The sequence below is a fragment of the Acanthopleuribacter pedis genome (assembly GCF_017377855.1).
Lineage (GTDB): Bacteria > Acidobacteriota > Holophagae > Acanthopleuribacterales > Acanthopleuribacteraceae > Acanthopleuribacter > Acanthopleuribacter pedis.
In genome coordinates this window covers 48,244-70,766 of record NZ_JAFREP010000017.1, presented here as the reverse complement: position 1 = coordinate 70,766, position 22,523 = coordinate 48,244, and the positions used below count along the sequence as shown (strand labels likewise).

Annotated in this window: 13 protein-coding genes; 6 read left to right on the top strand and 7 right to left on the bottom strand. The window is 54.1% G+C overall.

Annotated elements, in window-relative coordinates; genetic code table 11:
- Positions 1–83 precede the first annotated feature (83 nt).
- On the bottom strand, positions 84–1,457 hold the full coding sequence (locus J3U88_RS18175; RefSeq protein ID WP_207860359.1) for a nucleotide sugar dehydrogenase: 1,374 nt from the start codon (positions 1,455–1,457) through the stop codon (positions 84–86).
- An 803-nt stretch (positions 1,458–2,260) separates the two neighbouring features.
- On the opposite strand from J3U88_RS18175, the gene J3U88_RS18170 reads away from it, so the two are divergent.
- A complete protein-coding gene (locus J3U88_RS18170) occupies positions 2,261–4,645 on the top strand; it encodes an outer membrane protein assembly factor BamB family protein (RefSeq protein ID WP_207860358.1) in 2,385 nt (794 codons plus the stop codon).
- A 494-nt stretch (positions 4,646–5,139) separates the two neighbouring features.
- Here the strand turns inward: J3U88_RS18170 and J3U88_RS18165 are convergent, their stop codons facing one another.
- The 5 genes from J3U88_RS18165 to wecB form a co-directional block, all read right to left on the bottom strand.
- Complete coding sequence (locus J3U88_RS18165) at positions 5,140–6,063, bottom strand: transposase (RefSeq protein ID WP_207860357.1); 924 nt, start codon at positions 6,061–6,063, stop codon at positions 5,140–5,142.
- A 1,045-nt stretch (positions 6,064–7,108) separates the two neighbouring features.
- Positions 7,109–8,572, bottom strand: coding sequence for a mannose-1-phosphate guanylyltransferase/mannose-6-phosphate isomerase (locus J3U88_RS18160; protein WP_243436017.1), 1,464 nt, complete (start codon positions 8,570–8,572; stop codon positions 7,109–7,111).
- Positions 8,573–8,751: 179 nt separating this feature from the next.
- Positions 8,752–10,941 (bottom strand): bi-domain-containing oxidoreductase, encoded by a 2,190-nt coding sequence (locus J3U88_RS18155; RefSeq protein ID WP_207860355.1) that lies wholly within the window; start codon positions 10,939–10,941, stop codon positions 8,752–8,754.
- Between the two features lie 37 nt (positions 10,942–10,978).
- Positions 10,979–12,271: a UDP-N-acetyl-D-mannosamine dehydrogenase gene (wecC, locus tag J3U88_RS18150; protein ID WP_207860354.1), complete on the bottom strand. Its 1,293-nt coding sequence runs from the start codon at positions 12,269–12,271 to the stop codon at positions 10,979–10,981.
- On the bottom strand, positions 12,255–13,436 hold the full coding sequence (gene wecB, locus J3U88_RS18145) for a non-hydrolyzing UDP-N-acetylglucosamine 2-epimerase (RefSeq protein WP_207860353.1): 1,182 nt from the start codon (positions 13,434–13,436) through the stop codon (positions 12,255–12,257). Before wecB ends, wecC begins: the two co-directional genes overlap by 17 nt.
- 825 nt (positions 13,437–14,261) lie before the next feature.
- On the opposite strand from wecB, the gene J3U88_RS18140 reads away from it, so the two are divergent.
- The 3 genes from J3U88_RS18140 to J3U88_RS18130 are packed head-to-tail and all read left to right on the top strand — an operon-like array spanning position 14,262 to position 17,426.
- Entirely contained in the window at positions 14,262–15,464 is a 1,203-nt protein-coding gene (locus J3U88_RS18140) for a glycosyltransferase family 4 protein (RefSeq protein WP_207860352.1), read from the top strand.
- Entirely contained in the window at positions 15,461–16,417 is a 957-nt protein-coding gene (locus tag J3U88_RS18135) for an NAD-dependent epimerase/dehydratase family protein (RefSeq protein WP_207860351.1), read from the top strand. The genes J3U88_RS18140 and J3U88_RS18135 overlap by 4 nt, the downstream gene beginning before the upstream one ends.
- Complete coding sequence (locus J3U88_RS18130; RefSeq protein ID WP_207860350.1) at positions 16,407–17,426, top strand: MraY family glycosyltransferase; 1,020 nt, start codon at positions 16,407–16,409, stop codon at positions 17,424–17,426. The genes J3U88_RS18135 and J3U88_RS18130 overlap by 11 nt, the downstream gene beginning before the upstream one ends.
- Positions 17,427–17,713: 287 nt before the next feature.
- Here J3U88_RS18130 and J3U88_RS18125 read toward each other — a convergent pair whose 3' ends face one another.
- Positions 17,714–18,994, bottom strand: coding sequence for a pyridoxal phosphate-dependent aminotransferase (locus tag J3U88_RS18125; protein ID WP_207860349.1), 1,281 nt, complete (start codon positions 18,992–18,994; stop codon positions 17,714–17,716).
- Between the two features lie 848 nt (positions 18,995–19,842).
- On the opposite strand from J3U88_RS18125, the gene J3U88_RS18120 reads away from it, so the two are divergent.
- Positions 19,843–21,069, top strand: a complete 1,227-nt coding sequence (locus J3U88_RS18120; protein ID WP_207860348.1) for a peptidase U32 family protein — start codon at positions 19,843–19,845, stop codon at positions 21,067–21,069.
- Positions 21,023–22,210, top strand: coding sequence for a U32 family peptidase C-terminal domain-containing protein (locus J3U88_RS18115; RefSeq protein ID WP_207860347.1), 1,188 nt, complete (start codon positions 21,023–21,025; stop codon positions 22,208–22,210). Before J3U88_RS18120 ends, J3U88_RS18115 begins: the two co-directional genes overlap by 47 nt.
- Positions 22,211–22,523: the final 313 nt, after the last annotated feature.

The following is a 22,523-nucleotide window of genomic DNA, read 5'->3' as shown; positions in this document are numbered from 1 at the left end:
AGAAACCAAAAAGGGGAACCCTCGCATGCGCGCTTGCGCCAAGTGTCCCCTATTGTAACGATTCCATGCCGAAGAGGCAAAGTTCATCGATTGCTAAAATGCGATAACGCCTGTTTTCCAATAGGGAACACGTGGAACCCCATTTCAAACAAACCCTGGTGATCGAGGATGTTACGGCCGTCGAACACAAACGCGGGTTTTTCCATCGCGTCGTAAATGCGCTGGTAATCCAGTTGGCGGTAAAGATCCCATTCCGTCATCACCGCAATCGCGTGGGCACCCTGCACCGCCTCGTAGGGATCCTCGCAAAAAGTTGCGTTACAACCTTGCAAGTCCTTACGCGCATTGGGGATGGCACGTGGATCGGTGATGACCACCTCAGCACGTTCCTCCAAAAGGCGATGGGTAACGTGGATTGCCGGCGATTCGCGCGTGTCGCCCGTGTTGGCTTTGAACGCAAAGCCAAACAGCACAATGCGTTTGCCGTTGATCGTGTTAAACATTTTGCGCAAAATGCGGTCCACGAAACGGTTCATTTGGTATTCGTTAAATTTCACCACCCACATCCAGTACTCGGCCGCTTCTTCCAGGCCGTAAAAGCGACACAGGTACACCAGGTTGAGCAAATCTTTTTTGAAGCAGGACCCACCGAAACCGACCGAGGCGTTGAGGAACCGAGAACCAATGCGTTGATCCAGGCCGATCGCACGGCTAACCTCGGAAATGTCGGCCTGGGTCTTTTCACAAATCGCCGAAATCGCGTTAATCGAGGAAACGCGCTGCGCCAAAAATGCGTTAGAAGCCAGCTTCGAGAGTTCCGCGCTCCACACATTGGAATGCAAAATGCGTTCAGGCGGCACCCAGTGGGCGAAAATGTCATGGAGCGTTTGCATCGCCGCACGCCCGCTCTCCGTTTCATGACGGCCGCCGATCAACACCCGGTCCGGCTCTTCCAAGTCCCGAATGGCCGTACCCTCGGCCAAAAATTCGGGGCAGCTCAGGACATCAAAATGCAAATCACTGTCTTTGTCGTTGAGAATGCGCTCCATCGCCACGGCGGTCCGAACCGGTACCGTGGATTTTTCCACCACGATTTTTGATTCGCTGGAGAACTCGCGAATTTGCCGCGCGGTTTTTTCCCAGAATTGCAGGTCGGCCGCCAAGCCGGCGCCTTCACCGTAGGTTTTGGTGGGTGTATTCACCGATACAAAAATGATGTCGGCTTCGCGAATCGCTTGTTCCACATCGGTGGTAAAAAACAAGTTGCGACCGCGTACTCGCTGAATCAGGTCGTCGAGGCCGGGTTCGAAGATCGGCAGTTGGTCGGAGTTCCAAGCGTCGATTTTGGCGTGGTTAATGTCGACCACGGTGACTTTGTGTTCCGGGCACTGGTCGGCAATCACGGCCATGGTAGGACCGCCGACATAACCGGCCCCGATTCCTAAAATGTTGCGCATGCGTGGGTACTCCTCACGGTGGGTGTTGTCTCGCGTCAACCCGAAATCAGCGGGCGTAGTGCAGCACAAACGCGAAACCGTATTTAAGATCGCCGCAAACCAGCATCAAAACTTTTTAATCCAGATGCTTAAGCAAACAGAACGGCGGCTTTGCCTTCAACTAACGGGCTATTCTCGCCATGATCCCATATTGATTTCAAGCCGAGAACCCAAATCTGACTAAGTTCTCACTTTAGATCCACGTTAACTGCAAGAAAAGACCGAAAAACGAACACCGACACGGCTTAACATCGCCGCCAATCAGGGCCTAAAAATTTTGGTCATCGGTGAAAAGGGTTGAAAATAGGTCCTTTTATCCAGCACTCGGGGAACCTGGCCCTGCTATTTAAAAATTTTCGGCGTATTCCAAAGCGGTTTGGGACTAATTAACACGAGGCCCGTCAAACCGTCTATCGCCAGCCCAACGATTTGCCCACGTCTATCCTTATCCGCCCCATTCGGAGAAAAGAAAACTATTAGCGGATGGGACTCGTAGGAGCCTTTGTTCTGGATATTCCCACCACCAACATGGTACTTCTGGTTTTTTCCTAACCAATTCCCTGAACACCTGAACGCGTTTGGCGGTTTTAGGACCGGCGTGCAGCAATCCACCGCCTCGCTTCGATGTTTCTAACTAAGAACCCTTTGCGTCCGCACAAACCGCGTGAATCGTCTCAAACAGCGCGAATCGTTGTGTCACGCACCCAAGCGCTTTTGCCTTTTGCCCTAAAGGTCTCGTTTTCATTAATGCAAGGAGCATATTTATGTTGCGCTTAGTTTTGGTACTCGTAATCGTCGCCTCTTTGGCGAGCGCTTACGCAGCGTCACCCACCAGCAAAGAATGGCCTGCTTTCCGCGGCCCATCCCAAGATAGTATCGCCCACGATACCAACCGCTTTGAACAAGGCCACGGTCTTGCCAAAGCCTGGCAACAGCCACTCGGTCCCGGCTACTCATCAATCTCTGTTTCCGACGGCTTCGCGGTTACCCTCTACGGCGGTGAAGAACGTGATTTCGCTGTCGCCTTCGACGCAAAAACCGGTGAGAAACGCTGGTCCTTCGACATCGGCGCCGCCTACAAAGGCAACGGCGGTTCTTATGACGGCCCCCTCGCCACCCCCGCCATCGACGGCGGTCACGTTTATGCGCTCGGCCCTGTCGGCGACCTCTTCGCCCTGGACCTCAAAACCGGAAAAAAAGTTTTTCATTTCAACTTAAAAGACCTTGGCGCACCTGAGCCCTACTTTGGTTTCACTTCCTCCCCACTAATCGCCGGCAATGTGCTTGTTTTGCACACCAGTGGCAAAGAGGCCAAAGCCGGATTAATGGGATTCGACAAAAAAACCGGCAAACAACTTTGGTCAAGTCCCTCCTTTGACGCCGTTTACGATACCGGTAGCTTGCTTACCCTTTTCGGCAAACAACAGGTGGTGGTTGCCGCCAAAGAAAAAGTTGTGGGTGTCGACCCTCAAACCGGTCAGGAATTGTGGGAACTCAAAACCGATCTGCGCTTTGGTGGCCACCTCACCCAGATTGGTGATGACAAAATGTACCTGCATCCCTCTCACTACCAAGACGAGGGCATGCTGATCCAACTCAAGCAAGAAAACAACAGTATCCAGGCTTCCTCCTTATGGCGCACACGGGAGTTGGGCAAAGGCGCCGGTATGGTCCTTCACCACAATGGCTACCTCTATGGTTACAGCGGCAAGTTCTTGACTTGTATCGATTTAGCCGAAGGAAAACGGCAATGGAAATCACGTCCCCCTGGTGAAGGCTTTATGATCATGATTGAAGACCATTTGGCCATTATTTCCCGCAAAGGCAGTGTTCACCTAATTGAAGCCGGACACGAGGAATATAAGGAAAAAGCGAGCTTGGCTGTCTTTGAAGAAACTACCTACAATCCACCTTCCTATGCAAACGGCAAACTGTATGTGCGCTCGATGAAATCCATCGCCGCCATCGACCTGGGACGCGCCGAGCGCAGTGCCATTGCCGATAGTGGTGCCGGTGTTTTGCCTGAATCACAATTCGCGGCGAAGGTTGCCAAATGGGAAAAATCAGACGATCCCAAGGAGGAAATTGAGCAGTACCTTAACGCCCAAACAGGTTTTCCCATTATCGAAGGGGATCGTTACGCCCATATCGTATTCCAAGGGCCTGTCGAAGATGCCGCCGTGAGCGTCCAATCGCTTGGCTACGCGCGCGAGTTTCCCATGAAACGCGTCGGCAAATCCGACCTGTTTTACTACTCCCTGGAAATAGATCCAGCCGCAAATGTTATGTATGCCATTTCCACCGATTACCAACAAGCCGCCGCCGACCCACGCAATCCCAATAAAGGCAAAGGCATGTGGCGTGACGACGCGCTTTCACTGCTTACCATGCCTGGTTTCTCGGACAGCAACCACCTCAGCCCACCGGCCGAGGGTGCTCCTAAAGGTCGGATTGAAGAAATTGAGCTGGAGAGCAAGCATACCGAGAAAAAACGCCCACTCAAGGTATACCTACCCCACGGCTACGACCAAGGGGAAACCCGTTACCCCACGGTCTATGTGGATTACGGCTTTCTGGCTTTGGATTACGGCTTAATGGCCAACACCCTTGACCAACTGATCGGCAAACAAATTCAACCAATGGTTGTGGTATTTATCCCACCCCAGCCCAACCGTTACGCGGAACGTGACTTCGGCCAAAATGGCGGCAAACTGGCCGCCATGATCGCGGAAGAAATCGTGCCCCATATTGACAGCACCTACCGCACCCGCGCCGACCGATCCGCACGAGGCATCCTGAGCCATTACGGTTTGGCACCCGCGGCCGTCCACACCGCGCTCAAGTATCCAAAGATCTTCAGCAAGGTTGCCGTCCAATCCGGCCTATTCGACCCAGAACTCGAAAAAGCCGTTCTCGCCGATACCCAAGACTCCCCCAACGTCGCGGTTCACCTCGAGTGGGGTAGTTACGACCACGTAGACGACAGCCGTCGCCCCGTCGGCACCTGGAATGCACGTTTTTCCGAAACCCTTAAAAACAAAGGCGTTCGTGTCCAAACAAACGAACTTCCATTGGCCCAAGGTTGGGGTAATTGGCGTACCCGCCAAGACGACCTGTTAGCCTGGTTGTTTCCCCTAGAAACCAATTAACTTTTTAAAGGCCCAGCACACAACATCGATCGGGCCGCCCAGCATCAGGCGGCCCGACTCCCCCAAAAACAACCTGACTTTTATAAATACTGCAAGTAAATAATTTAACGAGAAGATCCCGTAAAACAAATAGCTTAAAGAGCTCACCCTTTAGCCTAAGAAGCGCGATTAGAGCGTGGGATTTTTGCTAAAGATCTGGAGCGAAATGGTCTGGAAAAAGCGGACCGGGGTCGCGAACGACCACACCCACTGGGTACGGTGAGAATTTTAACAGGCCGTTTTAGCCCAGAGGAAGCGCGAAAATCACCGAGAGTTATCGCGCTTCCTAGGTGTAACACTCACCTGGTTTATCACCGGAACAAAGGCGTGCGCAATTTCCAATTCAAGCCTTTATCCCTACGTCAAGACGCAGGAAGATCCTCAAGCCCAAAGGGCTCAAAGGCTAAACTCATATTTAGCAAAAACTTACAAGCAATTTGAGTTGTTCTAATTTGTCAAAGTGCTTTTTGGTATGCGTTTAGCTCCATGGCTTCGCCCCGTTTCAGAGCCCTGTTTTGCAATTTTGTTTTTTCTGCAAGAGAAACTTCTCTTTGAAACGCAGAAGACCCAAATCCTTGTTTCGACCAGTCCTCCGGCTTTCCTGCTTCAAAGTCTTGTTTCCAAGACGCGTATTGGGCTGGATCCATGCGAAACCGAGGGGGTTCCACTCGAGCTCCGACAGTGGGAGGTGGTGGGTGCATCCTGAAAGCCAATTCGTCAACCAGGTCAATATATGAACCCATCATCTGGTCTGGTGTTTCGCCTGTGAAGATCTCGAAAGCAGGGAATTCAACCAGTTCTCCTTGAAGAAGCCGCGTCTTATACCAACCTGCCGAGCACCAAGGGTATTGGGAAGGAAATCGGCATAAACCAGCCCTTACCGGGTTCTGTTCGATATATGCCATCACCCTTAGAAGACTTGGTTTATTCTCAATAATCTTACTTAAGAAACGATCACCCCACAAATGGCCTTTGGTTCCCCGAGCGCGGTTAAACGCCTTGGCAATCCGTAAATTCACGGAACGCATAAACTCTGATAAATCAGTAAAGCGTTTGTAAAATTTATCGGCCAGCTCCGGTTGCCACTTCCTTGAGCTTTGATTGAGGCTTTGGAGACGTTCAAACCTGAGCTGCAGATCTTCCATGTCCTTCGGTGGCTTTTTCACTTCAAGGCACAGATGGTAGTGGTTATCCATGATGGCCCAAGCAAAGATTTTGACGTAGTAGACTTCAGCCATGCTTTGAAAAATGTCAAGCATAACCCTTTTGAAGCCAGGAACGTAATCCTCACCAAGATACATCTCTTGCTGGGCGGTACGAATCATGACGTGGTAATAGGCCGTTGGCCGATTCAGTTTGATTCGGGGTCTGCGACTCACAGTGAACCTCCTAGTAGTGTGAAACTAAGAAGTTCATGCTGTTGCCGGACAAGCACCTCAAAGTGGCGGCACCGACCAACGAATTCGATCTCTGCCCCTTGATTGGTGGGGACAATCAAGGTGGATCTTCGGCGGTAAGCGCGGCCCAAGGTAGCGTTGCTACTTTCAGGTACCCATTTAGATCGGCTCCTCTGAACAAACCCCTTTATCGAATTTGCAAAAAAAGAGCCGTGTAGAAGCTGGTGCGTATTTTTCTTTCGCACGGAATAGTTAGTCATTTCTCCCCATGCGAGGTTTGGCGAGAGGGATTATACCAACAAAACATTTTCGCATCTATTTTTTTTATATATAAATATTTTTCACCCCCTAGCATTTACCCCCACCCTCGCCTGTGAAGAAGACCGCCACCTGCCTCAAGGAGACCCCCAAGGCCTAGGTCTTTTTTTATCAATAGATTAAGAAAGGCCCTCTGTTTATAACTGAACAAACCTCTTTCATTGCCGGATCAGAAGAATGGGTCTCTGCAAGATTTTAAAAAATTGCGCGTTTCGACATTCTCACGGAGAGGAAATGGCGTTCACAAAGGAAGAAAAAAAGAGAAAAAAGCACCAAACATGCTTAACTACCTAGAAAAAATGACCTTTTATATTTCGTCTTCTACGGACAAGTCGATTTTCCAGAATGCCCCCTAAACCCGGAAGCTATTCACATCCGGGCAAGGCGGAAAGTGAACTCTTCGCAACGCCCACGCTCTTCAGGCCTGAGCACGCAACGGTCGTCATCCTTGATGGGTAAGCGCCGATAACAATGAGAACAGCAGAATTCCTTCTGTAACGATCTGATAGACAGACTTTCCAAAGCGGCCTACGGCAACGACCTGATAGATCAGAAAGACAGACACCCGTAAAATGCTTGGGATCAAAAAGACAGACACCCCTAAGGTGCTTGGAATAGTTGCTATACGCTCCTAGCCTGTGGTGTTGAAGTAAGAAAGGCGGTCACCCTGGGTCCAGTAAGACCTGGCTTTTTCTCGAAAAGAATTGGGCTAGGCGGAAAAAGACTCGCCAGGTAATCTCTGTACGGCCTCATCGGTTGCCACCCGGCCGTAGTCATCCTTGAAACGGACCACATCGGATTCGATCAGCAAAGTACCCATTTGTACCTCGATGATCACCAACACATCGGTTCCTGGATTCTCGATCCGATGACGCTCACCACGATTAATGCGCACGCTGTCCCCCGGCTTGAGATTGAGAATATCCGATCCTTTGACGATACGAGCTCGCCCTTCCACAATCACCCACTGTTCCTCACGATGATGATGCATCTGCAACGAAGTTCGCTGGCCGGGATCAACCTCCAGCCGCTTGGTTTTGGAGTTGGGGGTTTGGCTCATAACGGAAAATCGCCCCCAAGGTCGCTCCTCTCGGCGTGGCTCCTCATCCGGCTTGGTACTCGGCGATTGGTCCAGCACGGGCTGCTGGTTGCGCGCCATCTGGGCTAAACCCGCCTTCAAGTCTCGGGTCTTCCGCATCACCAGAAGCCCGTCCGCCGCGTCAACCACCACCGCATCCTGAATACCCATTACCAACACGGGTTTGTCATGAGCGCGTACATAGGTGTTCGCGCAATCCTTCAGGGTGACACCGCCAAACGCCGCATTGCCATGCTTGTCAGCCTGGGCCAAATCGTGCAACGCGTTCCAACTCCCTACATCACACCAACCCAAATCCGCAGGAATAACAACCTTATTTGAAAAATGTTCCATCACAGCATAATCAATGGAAATAGACGCGCAAGCAGCGAACGCCCCCTGCTCGCCGCGACGATGCCGTTGAACAGCATCCAAAAGATCGGGACGCAATTGCTCAAAGGCATCCACCATGGTCCGCGCCCGAAACACAAACATTCCAGAATTCCAAAAAAACCGACCACTGTCCAAGTAACGTTGCGCCAGATATTGATCGGGCTTTTCCACGAACTGAATCACGGGCGTAGCCTGCATCCGCGTCGCACCGGGATCGGTTTCAATGTAGCCGTAACCCGTTTCCGCCTTGGTCGGCACAATGCCCAACAAAACGATGTTACCCTGCCGAGCCTCACTAACGGCGGCTTGAAGCGCACGTTGAAAAATCTGCTCTTCTTGAATCAAATGATCGGCCGGTAATACGGCCAAAATTGCATCCTCGTCCCCGTCCAAACATTCAAGGGCAGCCAGCAAAATCGCGGGTGCGGTGTTGCGCGCCTCCGGCTCGAGGATTATGTCCAAATGATCCCGCCGAGACCGTTCCCCGAATGAATGGGTTACCAGGGGCGCCAGTGACGGCGAACAAACAACCCGAATCGGTGCCTCGGGCAAACAACGCTCCATCCGATCCAACGTGGAATGGAACAAGGATGGTCCACCTAACGCAAAAACATCCACAAACGGCTTAGGCCGTGTCGGGGTCGAGAGCGGCCACAAACGCGATCCACCGCCGCCTGCCAAAATAATAGAAGATAGAGCCATAGGGTGCTTTTCCTTTCACCGTAAAAAAAACCGCGTCTACCATCGCGAGTCCTATGTTCCCAAAAGGGAAGAACCTCCCGCAAGCGACACCCACTTGGCGTCTCGAGGGATACATCAATAACAACCAATCCATACAATTGCTTCCATCGAAACGAGAAGCCGGACAGGCGGTGAGCCCTCTAAGATACCTCATTTTCGACAACATCCGCCGGATTCGCGGTCAAATCCACCACGCAACAGTTACGCATCGCGGTAAGCGCCGCGAGTGAAGCATGGGTCGTGTTCACCAATTGCGAAAAGGGAATCGGGGCCTCGGTTTCGCCGCGGATAGCGGCCACAAAGGCCTGAAACTCAGCCTCATGACCCTTATCAAGGCCGCTCTTGCGGTTCGAAAAGCCGCGAATCCCATAACCGCGTAACTCACGAAAGTTATTGAGGCAGATCACACCGCCACCGGTAAATACTTCCAGCCGCTCCTTCGGAAACGATTTATGACCGCCTGAGAAGTAGTTAATGTTCCCAATTGAACCATCCGCAAACATCAAGGACAAAACAACATTATCCTCGGTATCACCGCTTTCACGTTGCTGCTTCATGGCACCCACATGCGTCACCGGTGCCCCGACCAAGAATTGGAGAAGATCGATGAAATGACACGCCTCACCAAGAATCCGTCCCCCACCAATTTCGGGATCGTGGTTCCAGTTATCAGTAGGCAACATACCCGCGTTACAGGTGAAGGTCATCGAAAGCGGCGCGGTGCGCTGGGCTAGAAACTTGTGGATCGGCTGGACCAATGGTGCAAATCGGCGGTTGTAGCCCACCATCAGGATTGGCGCCTCCCCCGTGGAAAATGCGGCCATGGTCGCTTCGATATCGGCCAATTCAGCCGCGGTCAAGCACAGCGGCTTTTCCACAAACACGTGCTTACCGCGGCGCAGGCCTTCCAAAACAAAACGCGCGTGCGTATTGTGTCGTGTGGTAACGACCAAGGCTTTGACCTCATCATCGGCCAGAATCGCTTCCATATCCGTGGTGCTGTTTTCGATCCCGTATTTGCGCGCGGCGATGGTACCGCTCTGCCCCTTACTCGAACAAATCCACTTCAAACGGCCACCACAACCCGACAACTTAGGCAGCACCATGTTATAGGTAAAAGCACCCGCGCCAATCACGGCCAAAACATCGGGCTGATTACGGCCGACAGCGGCGTGAACAGACACGGTTTGCCCAAGCAATGCGGCGACCTGCTCGTCATTTTGGGGTTGCGGGTACTCGAGCAAAATCCCAATGGCCTCGCGTTCTCGCAGGGCGGCGTAGGCCTGTTCTACCGCATCAAAGGACACCCGTTTGGAGATCAAAGCCCCCATCTGCAAACGTTGCTCCGCCATCAAATCGAGCACGGCACCGAAATTCCGCTGCTCGGTCCAACGGACAAACCCCAGCGGGTAATCACGGCCCTGTTCCTCATAACTGGGATCGTATCGACCCGGCCCATAGGAACAACTGACCTGAAAGGTAATCTCTTTTTCGTAGAAATCGGCGCGCTGCAAGTGTAATCCGGTGACACCCGTCAAAATGATACGGCCACGTTTGCGACACATCTGGGCGGCTTGGTGCATCAGTTCATCGCTGCTGGTCGCGGCGGTCACCACGACCCCGTCAACCCCGCTCTGGCGGGAAAAGGCGACGCCCGCTTGAATCGGATCAGCGCCACCCGCGATGCAAATCGCTTCCGCGCCATAGGTTTTGGCCAAGGCCACCCGCTGCTCGTCAAAGTCAAACCCGATCACACGGGCGCCGCTGACACGCAACAACTGTACGGTTAACAAACCGACCAAACCCAAACCGAATACGGCAAAGGACTCGCCCAGCGTAGGCGCGGCCAAACGCACGCCTTGCAACGCAATCGAACCCAGCACGGTAAAAGCGGCATCTTCATCGGCAACGCCCTCGGGTACCGGTGCACACAGATTTTTGGGAACAACCACGACCTCCGCGTGGTTGCCGTTCGAGACCACCCGATTTCCGACTTTGTAGCCGTGCACCCCGTGACCCACACCAATCACGACGCCGACATTGCAATAACCCATGGCCATCGGTTGATCCAGTTTGGTGCGCACGGCATTCACGGTTGCCACCAACCCGTCGGTCTGGATTTTGTGCAACACCTGCTTCACCTTTTCCGGTTGCTGCCGCGCTTTATTAAGGTAATTCGCCTTACCGAAATCCAGCAGCATGCGTTCGGTTCCGGCCGAGATCAAGGTTCGGGTGGTCCGAATCAAGAGATGGCCGGCCTTCAGCCGCGGACAAGGCACTTCCGCCAATTCAACATCGCCGTTTTTAAGATTCTGAAGAACTTGTCGCATGCTCGCGCCTCAATCCATAAAAAATCGCATTAAGCCCTCAAGACTTAGCTATTTGTCCTGGCTCTAAAAACCGCCATACCCCTCGCGTATCAAGCACGGTTTTGCCCTGTAACGCCTCGGGGGCGACGGCATAAAATGCCTTGTGGTTCACCAACACCACCACCATCTGGGCGGCGGCGAGGGCCTCGTCCAAATCGACCAATTCGAAACCTTCGCGGTTGAGTAGGCCGGCCGGCAACCGCTGACAATGGGGCTCGACCACCAAAACCTTGGAAAACAAGCGTTCGTCCAATCGGGTGACAATATCAAGCGCGGGTGATTCGCGAAAATCGTCGATATCAGCCTTAAAGGACAAACCCAAACAAGCAACTTTGGGCTGGTACATGGTCCCCGCCAAAGCATGAATCCGACCCAACACATAGTCGGTTTTATACAAATTGACCTCACGTGCTTGCCGGATCAGCTTTGCTTTATCCGGTGCCGCCTCGACAATAAACCACGGATCCACGGCAATACAGTGTCCGCCGACCCCGGGCCCCGGCTGCAGCACATTCACCCGTGGATGGTGATTGGCCAGACCAATAAGCTCCCAAACATCGATTTCCAATTGGTCGGCGATCAGCGATAGCTCGTTAGCAAAAGCGATGTTGACATCGCGGAAGGCATTTTCGGTTAACTTGGTCATCTCGGCGGTGCGTGAGTTGGTCGGTAGAATTTCACCATTTACGAAGGAACGATAAAAATCCATGGCAACCCGTGTCGAAGCCGGATCAACACCACCGACAACCCGTGTATTATCAACAAGTTCCTTCAAAATCCGCCCTGGCAAAACCCGCTCAGGACAGTGCGCCAAAAAGATTCGCTCCTCGTTATCATCGTCATCGGCGAGGGTAAAGCTTGGGATGCTCAAGTCCGGTCGCAACGCACGCAACCAGTCTCCGATTTTTTCGGTGGTCGTCACGGGACTGGTTGATTCAAGAATAATGAGGTTACCCGGCGCAAGGTAGGGCGCAATTTTGGTGACGGCCTGCTCGATATAATGAATGTCGCTGGTGTGGTCGTTTTTGATTGGGGTCGGCACGGCAATTATGAAAATATCACCGGCGGACGGTTCCAGACTTGCGGTGAGGTTGCCGCTGTTCACGGCGGAACGAACCAAAACATCGAGGTCGGGTTCATAAATGTGAATTTTTCCCTGGTTGATGGTGTCGACGATGTGCTCGCTGACATCGACCCCGCGCACCTCAAAACCCTTGGTCGCAATCAAACTGGCGGTCGGCAGGCCGATATAACCCAACCCGGAAACAATGACTTTATGCCTTGGTTTCATGATAGAGCCCCTCACAAATGCGTTTGGCGGCCAGCCCGTCTCCGTAGGGGTTGTGGGCCAGGGCCATGGATTGATAAGCCTTGGAATCGTCAAGCAGCCGGGAACAGGCCTTGGTGATGCGGTCGTAATCGGTACCAACCAACTGGACGGTACCAGCGGTGACGGCCTCAGGCCGTTCGGTTGTTTCCCGCATGACCAGCACCGGTTTACCCAACGAGGGCGCCTCTTCCTGGATGCCGCCGGAATCGGTGAGCACAAGATAGGCGCGCTGCAACAGATAAACAAAAGGCAGATAGGACACGGGATCGATCAGGTGAACCCGTTGCTTGACGGGTCCAAGGATGCGGTGAACCGGCTCCTGAACCTTGGGATTGAGGTGAACCGGGTAGAGAATCTCAACATCATCGCGTTCAGCCAAATGCTTGAGCGCATGACAGATGGACTCAAAGCCGGATCCAAAATTTTCACGCCGATGGCCTGTCACCAGAATGAGCTTGCGCTTTGAATCGAGGAAGGAAAAACGTTGCGCCAACTCGGACACAAAGGCCTCCTCGGTTTTGAGGCGATTAACCACGTAAAACAAGGAGTCAATAACGGTATTGCCGGTGACGCGGATGCGTTCCTCGGGGACGCCTTCCGCCAGCAAATTGCAACGCGCCGATTCAGTCGGGGCCAAATGCAAGCGGGTCATACAACCCACCAGTTTTCGGTTCATCTCTTCGGGCCAGGGCGCATAAATGTTGCCGGTACGGAGGCCCGCCTCGACATGGGCCACGGGTATTTTTTGGTAAAAGGCCGCCAAGGCGGAAACAAAAGCAGTGGTGGTATCCCCATGCACAAACACCCAGTCCGGTTTGTAATCGGCCAGCACCTGACTCACCCCGTTGAGAATGTTGTTGGTCAAGCCGACAAGTGTCTGTCCAGGTTTCATGAGGTTGAGGTCAAAATCGGGTTGGATCCCAAAAACATCCAGCACTTGGTCGAGCATTTCACGGTGCTGTGCGGTCACACAAACCTTAGTTTCCCAGGCGGTTTCAGCGGACAAGGCGCGATAAACCGAGGCCATTTTAATCGCCTCGGGACGGGTACCAAAAATAAGCAGAACCTTGGCACGCCCCGAGGCGGCTTTGGTAGGGGGGTTGGGCTGGTGGGTTGCGGTACTCATGTTCCTTCCAAATACGGTTCATGGCGCGTGCGTTGCAGGACTGTCCCCGTTCCCTGAAAAAGCATTAAGGACGCCAAAGAGAGACCGGATATGAGAACGACAACAGGATCGATTTAGCATTTCGCCAAATTTATGGGGATTTTGCATACCAAATGGAGTAAAGATTTTCAGCGTAGCACAGGCCTCTACCCCCCACAATGCCAAATATACCGGCGAAGTCCTCGTGGTAAGCGAGGTACGGTTGTAGGTCAAAAGGCAGCTATTTACACGGTTCACTAACGGTTAATAAGCGATCCGGTTTCAAGCCTTGCGCCTCGAGTTGGCCAAGATCCGCCTTCGCCTCCTAGGATGCCCGCCGTTCTCTTTGGCAATAATCTCTCCTCGCCACCTTCCGAACGGTGACAGTCATGCGTAAGTATCTCTTTTCAAACACGGTTAATAAGCGATACGGTTTCAAACCTTGCGCCTCGAGTTGGCAAAGATCCGCCTTCGCCTCCTAGCGCAAGTGTCGTGACCAAGTGTCGTGACAGTCATGCGTAAGGACAAGTGTCGTGACAGTCATGCGTAAGCGACAAGTGTCGTGACAGTCATGCGTAAGTGGTGACCAAGTGTCGTGACAGTCATGCGTAAGTGTCTGGTTTTTCATCTGACACACACGAATCACGATTCAGATCGCCGGCTGACGCTTCCAACCTTCCTATCATCAACGCTCTCGGGTTATAGTTGCTCCGTACCCAACTTCAGAACAAAGCCACACCACCCGAGGCCGCCGGCGCGCAAGCATCTCCAACCGCCTAGGCCCGGTCGCTAATGAATGGATCATGCATGAAAATCCTGGTTTTCTATCAGTACTACACCACGCCCAAGGGATCCTGGAGCACACGCTACTACCATTTCGGCAAACGCTGGGTGGAGGCCGGCCACGAGGTCACCATCGTCACCAGTTGTTATGACAAATCCGATCTCACCGCCGAGGGCTGGGTTAGTGAGCAGCACATCGACGGGGTAAAACTCAAGGTCATTAATGCCCAAATCAGCAACCGCCTTTCATTCTGGCGCCGCGTCGGCGGGTTCATCCACTACGCCTTATTCGCCAGTTGGTACGCGGCCTTCGAAAAAGCAGACGTGGTACTGGTTTCATCTGGGCCGATCACGGTCGGTTTGCCGGCACTGATTAGTCGTTACCTCGGTCGCCGACGACTGATGTTTGAAACACGTGACTTGTGGCCGGAAGGCGCCATTGAACTCGGCCACCTGAACAATGCCTTGATGCGCGGTTTCGCCTTTTGGCTTACACGCAGATGCTATCGCGCCGCCCACACGGTGGTGCCCCTTTCTCCCGACATGGGCGACCACCAACGCGCGCACTATAAAGTAAAAAACACCTTGGTTATCCCCAACGGCGCCAACACGGCATCCTTCGCGGCCAAACGCGATTCCTGGCAACTCCCAGACTGGGCACGCGGTAAGCATTTACTCCTTTACACGGGCAACCTTGGTCCCACCAACGGCTCCCACCTCCTTAAGCAAGTCGCTGAAGAACTGGCACGCCGCCAACGCGACGACATCCTGCTGGTCCTAATCGGCAAAGGCCAAGACTCCGAAATGCTGATGGAAACCGCCGAGCGCCTCAGTACCATCAAGGTACTGGGCTTAAAACCCAAGGAAGAAATCATTAGTTGGTTGCAACACGCGACGGTGGCCTTGGTCCCACTCGCCGACAAACCCATTTTGAAAACCTCGTCACCCAATAAATTGTTCGAGGCATTGTCTGCCGGTACCCCGGCGGTTCAAACCACGACGGGCTGGTTAAAAACGTTATTGGAAGACAATCGCTGCGGCTTTACGGTGAGCCCGACCGACCCCAATCAACTCATCGAGGTACTGGAAACGCTGGCGGGTGATCCCGAGAAACGCGGCGAATATGCCGAAAACGCAAAACAGGTGGCAGCCCGCGAGTTCGACATTTACCGGCTCGCGGATCGCTACCTAGGTGGGTTCGAGGAATTAATGGAGCGTGTGCCGTGACGGAGACACCCGGCAACGTGATTCTGACGGGTGCTTCCGGGTTTCTCGGGGGCTACTTTTTGGCCGAGGCGCGTCACCGCAACCAGGAGACCACCACACTTGGCCGACGAAACCTAACCGAAACCAACCACATCACCTGTGATTTGGCCGCGGCGCCCCCGGCGATCAGCCCACCGCCCGCGGGAACCCTGGTCATTCACAATGCCGGACTTGCGCACCGCGTCCCAAAAACCGAAGCAGAGAAAGCGGCTTTTTTCGCGGTCAACCAAACCGGCACGGACCATCTACTCCAAGCACTCACACCCCATGCGGCAAAACTACGCGGGTTCGTGTTTATCAGCACCGTTGCCGTTTACGGCCTGCAGGAAGGCGACCAGATCGACGAATCCACGGCACTCAATGCACAAGATCCCTACGGTGCCGGAAAAATCGCGGCCGAACAGAACATCACGCGGTGGGGAACCCAACACGGCGTTCCTGTTTGGAACCTACGCCTGCCCTTGATCGCGGGCGGCGATCCGCCAGGCAACCTCGGCGCCATGATCCAGGCGATTCGAGCAGGCTATTACTGTCGTATCGGTAATGGCGGCGGCCGTCGCTCTTGGGTTTGGGCTCGAGACGTGGCACGCCTGACTTTCAGCTTGTCGGGCGCGGGTGGAACCTACAACCTCACCGACGGCGCTCATCCCTCCTTTTTCGAGATTGAACAAGGCCTGCGCAAAGTCCTCCAAAAGCCGCGAGGTTTGGTATTACCAAGAACCGTCGCGCGTTTGACGGCATGGTGCGGCGATGTGATCGATACCTTGCCGGTCCTCAAAGCACCGTTCAACAGCGCGCGCCTTCAGAAAATGGAGGCGCATCTGATGTTTGATGATCGCCGTGCGCGCCGCGCGTTGGGCTGGAATCCTCACACCGTTTTGGAACACGTCCACGAGGTTTTTGATGTCGGTTGAATGGATCATCCCCTTCGCGGTAGGGATCGTCTCTTTGTTGGGTACGGGTTGGTTGGCGCATTTTCTGCGCCGCCGCGGCATGATGGACAATCCCAATGAACGTTCGTCCCACAAAATACCCACTCCACGCGGCGGCGGGCTCGCCCCGGTCTGCGCCTTGTTTTTGGGGCTAGGTGCAGCGAGCACCGCGGGAACAACCAATCTAACCCCGATGTTTTTCGCCGCGTGGGCCATGGTGATCGCGGTCGGCTTGATCGACGATAAACTGGACCTCTCGGCAAAAATCCGCATGGCGGTCCATGTTGGTGCCGCGGTGTTGGTCGTCATCAATTGCGGCCCGATGAACTTCATCCCCTTGCCCGCGCCAATTTACCGAGATTTCCAATGGTTCGCCTACCCGATGACCTTCCTTTGGCTGATCGGCGTGCTTAACCTCTACAACTTTCTCGACGGTATCGACGGCTTCGCGGGGACCCAAGCACTGTGGGTCGGCCTCGGCGTGGCACTGATCCTGGGGCAACCCATGATCGGCGCCTGTATCGCGGCGGCGGCGCTTGGTTTTCTCGTCCACAACTGGCACCCCGCCAAAATTTTTATGGGTGACGTGGGTTCGGCAAGTCTGGGATTCCTCTTCGCCTGTCTTCCATTTTATCTGCGTCCGACCATGGTGGCCGAGAGCATTTTCGTGATGGCCATGTTGCTGTGGTTTTTCCTTGCCGACGGGACCTTCACCATCTTGCGCCGCCTCAGCAAAGGCGAAAAAATATGGCAGGCACACCGTTCTCATCTCTACCAACGCCTCACCATCGCCGGCCGGTCGCACGGCCAGGTGGTCCTGTTGGTCGCCATGCTCCAAGCCGCGTTGTTCGCCGTACTCGTGTGGTCCGGCCTGAGTCTGGACACCCATGCTTGGTTGGTTGCGGTGACGGCGCTAGGCTTGTTCGGGATCTATTGGGCCTGGGTCGTCCGCGAAGAAAAAAGCCAAGATACAGTGCCCGCAAAAGCTTAATCTGTTTTTCGTATCGGCACCAAAGGGGCCGGACCGGCAACCCAGAACCTAGGGTGTTTGCCAGGTCAGATGGAGGGTCGGTGTCCGTTCAGATCAGCGCATTCACCAACCCTTAGAGTTTCCATAACCCACACAAAAAAATAACTTACACTCGAAGTATACAGAGAACGAAGCGGTCCGATTTTGGCCGAAAGCCAGGCTTCCGGCCATTAACCCTTAAAGAATAAACCTTGGAAGGCAAAAGCAAACTTCAACTAAAACGTCTTAGCTGAGTCCGGGGGCCGAGGTTAACGATAGTCCGCGATCATTTTGGCCAAGCGACCGAGACCTAAATCCAGTTCATCCTCATTGGGGCCGTAGCTCAAACGAACGAAGTTGGTCAGGCGGGAGGGCATGTGGCTACGACGCTGACCAGGATTCACATCAAAGAACACACCCGGCACGGTGATAACCTTGTGCTGGAGGGCCGCCTCGAAAAAAGCCATGCCGTCGCGCAATGGTTCCGGCAGGGATTCGAGACTGGCAAATAGGTAGAAGGCGCCCTTGGGAATCGATTTAATGCGGAAACCCATTTCGCCCAATCGTTCGATCATGTTCATCCGTTTGTGGCGGAAATGTTTTTGAATGGCACGCGCCTCGGCATCGGCAAATTCTTGGTTGATTAGTGGCAGCACCGCTTTCTGCAATGCGTGCGGTGCGCCGCCGTCGAGGAAACTACCGGCGCTGCCGATGCGGCGAATGATCTCAGCCGGGCCGACAGTCCAAGAGAGTCGCAGGCCGGGGTAACGCCAGTTCTTGGTCAGGCCGTCAATAATAATGACGGGATCTTTGTTGACATCGTCAACGTGGGCCGCGGCACTAAGTGACGGTTGATTTTGTGCCAATTCGTCATAAATGTAGTGGCTGTAGAACTCGTCGTAGATCTGCGCACACTGATGCTGGCGACCAATTTCCACCCAACGCGCAAGGTCATCGCCAAACAATACTTGGCCGGTAGGATTGCATGGGTTAGACATCAAAACACCGCCCAGCCCTTGGCCGACAACATCGCGGTACAGGCGATCGACATCGAAGCCAAAAGCCTCGTCGCGTTTCAACAGAATCGGGATCGGCACAAATGCCCGGAACAAGCCCAGCAGTTCCTCATAGGCCGTGTAGTCGGGGAGAAAGTGACCGAGGTGAATGTTGCCCAAGGCAGCGGCAACCCGCGTCAAGCCCAAACGTCCGCCGGAACTGATGGCGACATTGTCCACGGTGTATTGCGACGCTTTGCCACGACGGTAACGCTGGTTGTAAAGTTCCGCCACCGCGGCACGTAGCTCGGTCAAACCCATCACCGGACCGTATTCATGGGTTTCTTCGGCCAAGACGATTTCGTGCAGGCGTTCCGGTGCATCCGCGAGCAGGCCCGTCTCCGGTGCGCCTTGGCCCAAGTTGGACCATTCGGGGTTGCGGTAATAAAAACCGCGTTCCTGCGCGCGCGCCATCACGTAAATCACACCGGTACGTGGGACCTCGCGAAAGCTGGGGAAACTGGGATGAGAAGAACCATTGTGCGGAACATTCATAACTGAACCTCTCTGCATGGATGAAGGAACGCCGTGTGCGTCAACGAAACCCTCATTCTGAAGGCTGGCGTTCCTCCACGCAACCGGAAAGGTGCATGTTTGGTGCGGCTGTGAAAGGGACAATGGGGCAGCCATGATTGAGCTGCGTCTGATGTTCGACCCAGCGCGGTGACTGTCTTTCATAAACCACTATTTTTTATGGCCTTACTCTGTTTTACCTTTTGGTCCTTTGAGAATACCTATTCATCCCAGTCTTCCTCCAACACAACCCTGTGACGGTCGTTAAATAAGTACCGGATTTTTAAGGTCAACCCCACAATCGCGGGATTTGCGGTGACAGTCCTCCGTCGCATTACGGTGACAGTCTTCCATAAACAGTGAAATTGCGGTGACAGTCTCCCGTAACCGTTTAGCTTTAATGAAATTGTGGCAACGGTCTTCCGTAACCGTTTAACTTTAATGGGAATTGCGGTGACAGTCTTCCGTAAGTGTCTGGTTTTTGGTTCTCACCCGGCACCTCTTTTGCGCAAGTACCTTGGTTCTCACCCGGTACCTCTTTTGCGTAAAGTACCTGGCTCCTCGTTTCAGCTTCCCGCGTTGCAACTCAGCGAATTGCGGTGACATTTGCGGTGACTGGGAATTGCGGTGACAGTCTTCCGTAAGTATCTGGTTTTTGGTTCTCGCCCGGTACCTGTTTTGCGCAAGTGCCTGGCTTCTCGTTTCGGCTTCTCACGCTGCGACTCAGAACCTCTCTTCTACCTAACTTGGAGAACCGCGACTTTTTCGCTATAATGTCGGGTTCGGCCCGTTTTTAGGGCTAGTTCTTGTGCCTGCTCGGAGGTCGGCCCATGCTTAAAACTGAAATTCTCGCGCCGGCCGGCAATATGGCCAAAATGCAAACAGCCATCCGTTACGGCGCCGACGCCGTCTACCTCGCCGGCCCAAAGTTTGGCCTGCGCACCGCCGCCGATAACTTTTCATCCGAGCAAATCGGCGAAGCGTGCGCCTTCGCCCACCAACATGGCGCCAAGGTTTATGTGGTCCTCAACGGCTTCCTCTTTGACGAGGACCTCGCCGATTTGCCACCCTTTTTGGCCGACCTCGAAAACGCGGGCGTCGATGCGGTCATCGTTTCCGACCTCGGCGTCATGGCCACGGTCGCGCGCCACAGCAAGTTGGTCCTGCACCTCTCGACGCAAGCCTCCGCGCTCAACACCCAGGCCGCCAAGTTTTGGCGCGACCAAGGCGTGAAACGTCTGGTGCTCGGACGCGAGGTGACCATCGAAGAAGCCGCCCGAATCCGCCACGAGGCCGATGTCGAGGTCGAACTCTTCGGTCACGGCGCTATGTGCATGGCCTATTCCGGCAACTGCACCATTTCTAATTACACGGCCGGCCGCGACAGCAACCGCGGCGGATGCATCCAATCCTGCCGCTTCAAGTACCGCATGAGCGACCGTCGCGGCGGCGCGGGTGACGCGGGTTACTTCCTCAGCTCCAAAGATTTACAAGGCGTCGCGGTGGTCGATCAATTCGTCGCCCAATCCATCGACAGCCTCAAAATTGAGGGTCGCATGAAAAGCGAACTCTACGTCGCCACCACGGTCCAAACCTACACGGCGGCTCGCGACGCGGCTTGGCTCAAGCAATCCGGCGCACCAGTCGAAGCCCTGATGCGCGAACTCAATTCAATGAGCCACCGTGACTACACCAGCGGTAGCTTGGTCCAAAAAGCGGGCGCCGATTCGGTCTACCTTCACGAGGACGACCACCTCCCCCACAGTCACGACTTAATGGGCTCATTGATCGAGGTCACCGACAGCCACATGACCCTTTTCACCCGTAACCCACTGGTACGCGGCGAGATGATCGAAATGCTCGTCCCACGCCAAGGCGTGGTCCACCTGGAAACCGAAGCCGCCCGTGACATCACCGGCAAAGCCTTTGACCGCGTTTCATCCAACCGCGTGATTCTGCTGCCCAAACATCCGGCCGCCCAAGTCGGCCACCTTTTGAGAAAGAAACGCCATGCCCCAAACGCCGAAACTCACCCTCAGCTTAGCCAAACCGGATAATCTCAACCACGCGATAAAGCTGCCGCACTGCCGTGAGATCCTGATTGAACACCGCGATCTGGCCCGCGTCGGCTTCCTCGACAGCGAAGGTTGCCTCGCCTTGGCGCGCGCGGCCCGCGAACACGGCCTGCGCACGGTCCTTGTTTGGGACCTACTGGTTTCCGATAACCAACTCCTCGCCGGCGCGGCTTTGGTGCGCGGTTTGGATTTGACCCTTTTTGACGCGATTCGCGTGCAAGACGCGGGCGTGGCGCGGTATACGGCTGAATGTTTCCCCGGCCTGCCTCGCCAACTGGTCTTGGAAACCGGGAACCATAATTTGCCAGGCATTGTGACCTGGATTGCGTCGATTCAACCGGAACGGGTCGTGCTGTCGAATGAATTACCCATGAGCTTGGTGCGCCAAATTCGCGCGGCGGTTTCGGTAGAACTCGAATACATCGCGCTCGGCCGCCTGTTGATTTTCTACACACCGCGAAAACTGGTCTCGCCGGTGAGCACTTTACTCGACGAGGCCCCGGAAACCATCCAGCGTTTTATTACCTCGGAAGAAGACGAAGGTCACGCCAACAAACACTACCCCCTGGTCGAAAACCAGCACGGTACCTTTATGTATTATGAGAAGGATTTGTTTTTGGTGCCCTACTTGGCCGAAATGGCCGATGCGGGTATCGACTACGCGCGCCTCGACGCCAAGTTTTTTGACGATACGGCCCTGCTCCCGGCGTTGAAGGCGTACCTTGAAACGGCCGTGGACGAAAACCTGGCGGCGGTCAAAGCCTTGCTGGGGCCGCGTCTCTCGCGCGGCTTTTTTAAATCGAACCGAACGGACAAACAGTTCAAGCGGCTCAAAAATCCGTTCCTCGCCGTGCGCGAGGATGCTGCTTACTTGGGCGAAGTGCTCGAAACCAAAAAGAAACAGTACACGGCGATCAAAAGCGCGCAGGCCTTCGCGGTCGGCGACAAGATTCACATCCAAAACCCGGAAGGCAAAATCACCGCAACCACCATCCAGCAGATCCGCGACAGCGCCGGCAACCCGCGCGAGCAGGCGGCGCAACCAGGCATTTGGGTGGTCAACCATATTCGCGGTGCCAGCGCCGGCAGCAAACTTTATTTAGGCAGCGGGGAACCAACATAAAGACAACGTCTTCCAACCGGCTTGACGCATCACTGCCCCCTTAAGACGCCACAAAAATGTGACCCGGATCGTCATTTTCGAGTCGCTTTGTAGTTTGTTGTGTGATCTTTTCTACCGCTTAGGGGTTAAACCTTTCCACCAGAGAAGCACCCGTTAAAATATCAAAACATCGGTATTCCGATGCGTTTTCGTCACGGTGCAACCAACACATGTGGCTAAGCCGGCCTGCTCATTTCTTTTGCAAATCATACCGGTCTTTTCATAACCTCAGGCCACTTCAGAACGCCTGTTTTTTATGATTTCTCATGCAGGT